The sequence below is a fragment of the Asaia sp. SF2.1 genome (assembly GCF_000505765.1).
Taxonomy (GTDB): domain Bacteria; phylum Pseudomonadota; class Alphaproteobacteria; order Acetobacterales; family Acetobacteraceae; genus Asaia; species Asaia bogorensis.
Genome location: NZ_AYXS01000049.1, coordinates 125,279 through 130,320, shown reverse-complemented (window position 1 = coordinate 130,320; position 5,042 = coordinate 125,279). Strand labels below are relative to the sequence as shown.

Sequence of the window (5,042 nt, the reverse complement as noted above, 5' to 3'; positions counted from 1 at the left end):
AGACCATAATGATCACGAAAATCGAAAATGTCACCGGCCTGACGACAGACTTCGCCGCTTCAATAGCTGTGTCCCGCATGGAACGCTTTGTGCCTTCAGCCTCCCTCAACGTCATGAAGTGCTCGACGACAACGAGAGAGCTGTCGACAATCATACCGAAATCAATTGCGCCGAGGCTCAGCAGGTTGGCCGAGACCCCGAAAACCCTCATGCCGATGAAGGCTGACAACAGCGCGGCGGGGATGGCGGAGGCAATGACCAGCGACGCGCGCCAGTCACCCAGAACCACGATAAGAACGACAAGCACCAGAGCCGCGCCGATCAGGAGATTTTCCTTGACGGTGGAAATGGTTTCTCCCGTTAGCGTCGAGCGCATATAGTAGGGGTCAAGCGTCACGCCGGCTGGCAACAACTTCTGGATACCAGGAAGTGCTTTGCGGATATTTGCAAGAACGGCATTCGAGCTTGCTCCGTCCTGCATCATTACCGCGCCCCGGACGATCTCTCCGTTTCCGTCCCGGGTCGCCGCGCCGAGGCGCGTCCGCGGACCCAGTGCGATACTCCCCACGTCCTGGACCCGGATGACATGCCCGTTCCGGCCGATTCTGACCGGGATCAGACCGAAATCATTCAGGTCGCCGACCAGGGCACGGCCAACAATCACCTGCTGCTCGGCCTGGTGGGCAATCCAGCCACCACCAGCCGAGGCGTTATTACGGTCAACTGCCTGATAGACGTCTGTCACCGTGACTCCGTAGGTACGCAGCCGAAGCGGGTCGAGCGTGACCTGAAAGGTCTGTTCCGCGCCACCATTGATATTGACCTCGGCCACGCCCGCTAGAAGTCTCAGTTCAGGCGCGACCGTCCAGTGCATGATGCGGTTGAGGTCCAGGAGCGAATAGCCAGGTCCGCGGATCTGGAACTGCATGATCTCGCCCATGCCGGTCGTCCGCGGCCCCATCTGAACGCTGACACCCGGAACGGCGACACTCTCACGAGCGGCCGGCAGACGTTCGGCGACACGTGCGCGGTCCAAGTCGATGTCTGTCGCATCGTCGAATTGTAGATAGACCGCAGATACACCCGTCCTTGATACCGAGCGCAAATCAATGAGACCCGGAAGAGCAGTCAGACTGGTCTCGACCGGAAAGGTAATCAACTTTTCGACTTCCTCGGTCGCAAGCCCGGGAGCAGTAACCGTCACCATGACCTGGCGGGGTGAAATGTCGGGAACAGGCTCGACAGGAAGCCCTTCGACACAGGCCAGTCCGGTTATCAGGAGGGCAAAAATCAGACCGAAAACAAAAAAGCGTTGCTTCTGGAAGAATTCAAAGAGCATTTTCAGTCTCCATCGAGACCGGACAGAAGCGCCATCGCCTTGAGCGTAAAGCTCCCCTTTGCGACGATAGTGTCATCAGGCTTGAGATCTCCGGACACCACGCTCTGCTCTGGCCCTTCGAGGAGCACACGAACGGGAACAGGTTGAAACGTATCGGCGCCGGTCTGCCGGTACACCACCATATGCCCGTCGACATTCTGCGGGGCGGCGGACGGCACGATCAGACCGCTGGCCTGCTCCTGCGCAGGAAGCCAGGCATTGAGCTGGGTGCCGGGCCGGAATCTCCGACGCGGATCCGAAAATGTCGCGACAACCTTCACCAGCCCAGTTTCGGGATCGGCAGTACCTTCAATGGTCTGAACCTTTGCCATCGCGGCTTGCGCGGGATCGGCTCCCACGGGCATGAACGTCATCTCAGTGCCAATTGAAATGTCTGATGCATCTTCGGGGCGGACGTTAGCCACGACCCATACGGTTTCCAGACTCGTAATCCTGATTACGACGTCTGTGGGCGAAATATCATTATCGACAGCCGTACCGACCTGTTCGACCATGCCATCAACCGGCGCGATCAGGACCGAATTTTCGAAGTCCACGATCCGTTCCGTTGGCGAGGTGAATTCTTCCTCAAGACGATGGGTCAGGGTTTTGACCGCAGCGTCCTGAAAGTGGACAGCGTTCTGCGCCTCGTGCATCACGGCAAGGCGACGCGACACTTCGCCCGCGGAGACTGTGGCCCCGGCCAATGACTTACCACGACGGTACGCCAGTGCAGTATCAGCGAGGTTGGCCTGGGCGCTGGCCAGACTAGCTTTCGCCTGGGCAAGCTGGAGATCGACGACATGCAATGAGTGATCAATATAGGAGACGAGCGTCTGGCCGACGGTGACTTGCTGGCCGGGCAGGACGTAGACCGCGCGGACTTTGCCATCGCCTGCCGGCCGTATGGACACGGAACGCGCGATGTTCTCCGTTACACTCGCCATCGCCTGAATTCGGGGTCTTACGGAGCCTTTTTTAACCTTGACGGTTTCAAGACCCTCGGCCTGCCGGGCTTCTGCATCCATGGTCACGGTCTGCTGCCACCCCTCTGTTTCTTCCGCCAAAGCCAGGTGAGGTAAAGCCACGAATAGGGCTGCGACAACGAGGATACAGGTCGATCTCATGGTATGTACCCCAAGGCGATAACAGTTCTGACGATCGCAATGCGATGATCGATTTCGGCCTGGCTGAAGGTCAGCAGGGCGTTATAGGCATCCATGCGGGCACGAAGCGCCTCTATGAGTGATGTTTCACCGGATCGCCACGACCGCTCCATGGCGTCCGCGCGCGCAAGCATCTCGTGCGCGGCCTGAGCCGTACTGACGATCGAGGCCGATGTGTTTTTCAGATGTGCCTGGACGCGCGCCATCTCGGCCCTGACGGTCCTCTGGGTGGCGATCTCCTGCCGGATGGCGGTGGAAAGCGCACTCTGAGCGGCCGTTCTCACGGGAACCGATGTGACGTCACTTGGGATCGGCATCCTGAGACTGACCCCAACCTGCGTGTCCCATGGCGAACCGTACTGGCCCTGATTGATCACGCCGACGCCGATTTCCGGATTGGGCATATAACTGTGAGCGGCAAGATGATCCTGTTCCGTGGCGACCGTGACGCTCTGGTGAGCCGCACGCACGCGCGGGTCGTTCGCCTCGCTCCATGGCCGCGCGGTCGCTCGCAGGAATAGCGGCCAGTGCGTGTCGATTTCCGACAGACCGGCTTTCGTCGGATGGCCGGTCAGAATATCCAGATTGGCCTGGCCGGCCTCGACTTCCTCGTCGATGGCATTGCGATCGCTTTCCGAAAGAGCGATCCGCGCATCCACCGCCTGCTGTTCCGCCGATGTGCTTTCTCCTGCATGGCTCGATGCCCGCACGGCCCTGGCCATGCGTCGCAACGCAGCCAGTGTGGAATCCATGGCAGATCGCCGTCGCTCGGCGAGCAGGACAGCCCCGATGGCATCCGTGGCACGAATGGCCACCGCCATATGGGCGACATCCTTCTGTACTACAGCGGCCTGTGCATCGGCTTCAGCCACATGCTCAGTTGCCGTTCCTTGTCCTGGCAGCCAGAGAGGAACGGAGAGACCCACCTGTGTCGTGCGGTACGCATAGTTACGGCCGCTGGGTCTGTCGTCATAATATTGAGCATCGACCGATGGCCCACCTGCGAACCAGGATTTCGCGGCACGCTGGCGTTTCTTTGCCCCAGCTTCCTGAGTCGCGAGATCATTCTGGGCAGGATCATTCGTCCATGCTGCTGCGATGACATCATGCAAGGTGGCGGGAATCGCTGTCGTATCGTCGGCTGTGGCCACGCCACCCGACACCAAAGCCATTGCGAGGCTCGCCGCCACAGATTTCCACCGACACCGAACACAACACACGGACATTCGACTGAAAATTCTCATAATATTTTACGATGTTGCATCGAGGCTGCGGGAGCGCAGCAGCCTCAGCGCGTTGAGGGTGACGAGAACGGTTGCCCCGGTATCGGCCGCAATGGCGATCCAGAGCCCTGTCAGCCCCGCGATGGTGGCAATCAGGAACACTCCTTTCAGCCCAAGAGCGATCGAGACATTTTGACGAACATTTCGCATGGTCGAACGGGCGAGGCGGATCAGCGCTGGAATATCGGAGACTCTGTTCCGCAGGATGGCGGCGTCGGCTGCCTCCAGGGCAACATCGGTCCCCGAGCCGATTGCGACCCCGACAGTTGCCTGTTTGAGTGCAGGCGCGTCGTTGATGCCATCTCCGACCATCATAACACCGCCCTGCGCGGCCAGAGCCCGTATTTCGGCCAACTTCTGCTCCGGCAGCAGTTCGGCCTTGTAATGCGCCCCCAGCATTGAGGCGATCGCGGCGGCTGTCCGGCTATTGTCGCCCGTCAGGATGACCGGCGTAATACCGAGGTTGCGTAACTGGCGCATGGCTTCTGCCGCGTCCGCGCGCGGCTCGTCACGGAGGGCAATCAACGCGAGTGCCTTGTCACCATACAAGACGGCAACGGTTTTTCCTTCCGCCTCAAGTTCGGTGGCACGTGCGGTGTCAGTAGCTGACAACGCGCCGTCGCGTACCGCCTGAAGGGGGCTGGAGATCGTGAAATCCATTCCGTCAATGCGGCCTGTCACCCCTCTTCCGGGAATTGCCCTGCTCTCCTGTGCAACGGGAATGTCGATACCCGGCCCGTTACTCTGGGCTCGGCGCAGGATAGCCTGGGCCAATGGATGGCTGGACGCGCCTTCAACGGCGGCGGCGACAGCAAGAACCTGAGTTTCGGGCAAGCTGTCCAGCACGATGATGTCGGTGACGTCAGGCCGTCCCAGTGTGAGGGTTCCAGTCTTGTCGAGTGCGACTGTCTTCACCCGCGCAGTGGCCTCGATGACCGCTCCTCCCTTGATGAGCAGCCCGTTATGTGCCCCCAGGGCCAGCGCGGACGCTATGGCTGCGGGAACCGATATGACGAGCGCGCAGGGGCAACCAATCAGCAGAAGGGACAACCCGCGATAAACCCAGACCGACCAAGCCTGAGCAAACGCCAGTGGGGGAAGGCATACGACGACCGCCGAAAGCACGACGATCGTCGGCATGTACCAACGGCTGAAGCGGTCGATGAACCGTTGAGTCGGTGCGCGTGCCTCCTCGGCCTGCTCTACAAGATGGAT

4 protein-coding genes are annotated in these 5,042 nt (G+C 60.2%); all 4 read right to left on the bottom strand.

The features are described 5' to 3' along the window. Positions 1-1,339 (bottom strand): efflux RND transporter permease subunit (locus tag P792_RS34205; protein ID WP_031241572.1); only part of this gene is annotated, 1,339 nt, incomplete at its 3' end. A 2-nt stretch (positions 1,340-1,341) separates the two neighbouring features. Continuing rightward, entirely contained in the window at positions 1,342-2,406 is a 1,065-nt protein-coding gene (locus P792_RS34200; RefSeq protein ID WP_231867349.1) for an efflux RND transporter periplasmic adaptor subunit, read from the bottom strand. A 95-nt stretch (positions 2,407-2,501) separates the two neighbouring features. Next, positions 2,502-3,716, bottom strand: a complete 1,215-nt coding sequence (locus tag P792_RS34195; RefSeq protein WP_023979796.1) for a TolC family protein — start codon at positions 3,714-3,716, stop codon at positions 2,502-2,504. Positions 3,717-3,794: 78 nt separating this feature from the next. After that, on the bottom strand, positions 3,795-5,042 hold a 1,248-nt coding region (locus P792_RS39365; protein ID WP_035440783.1), incomplete at its 5' end, for a heavy metal translocating P-type ATPase.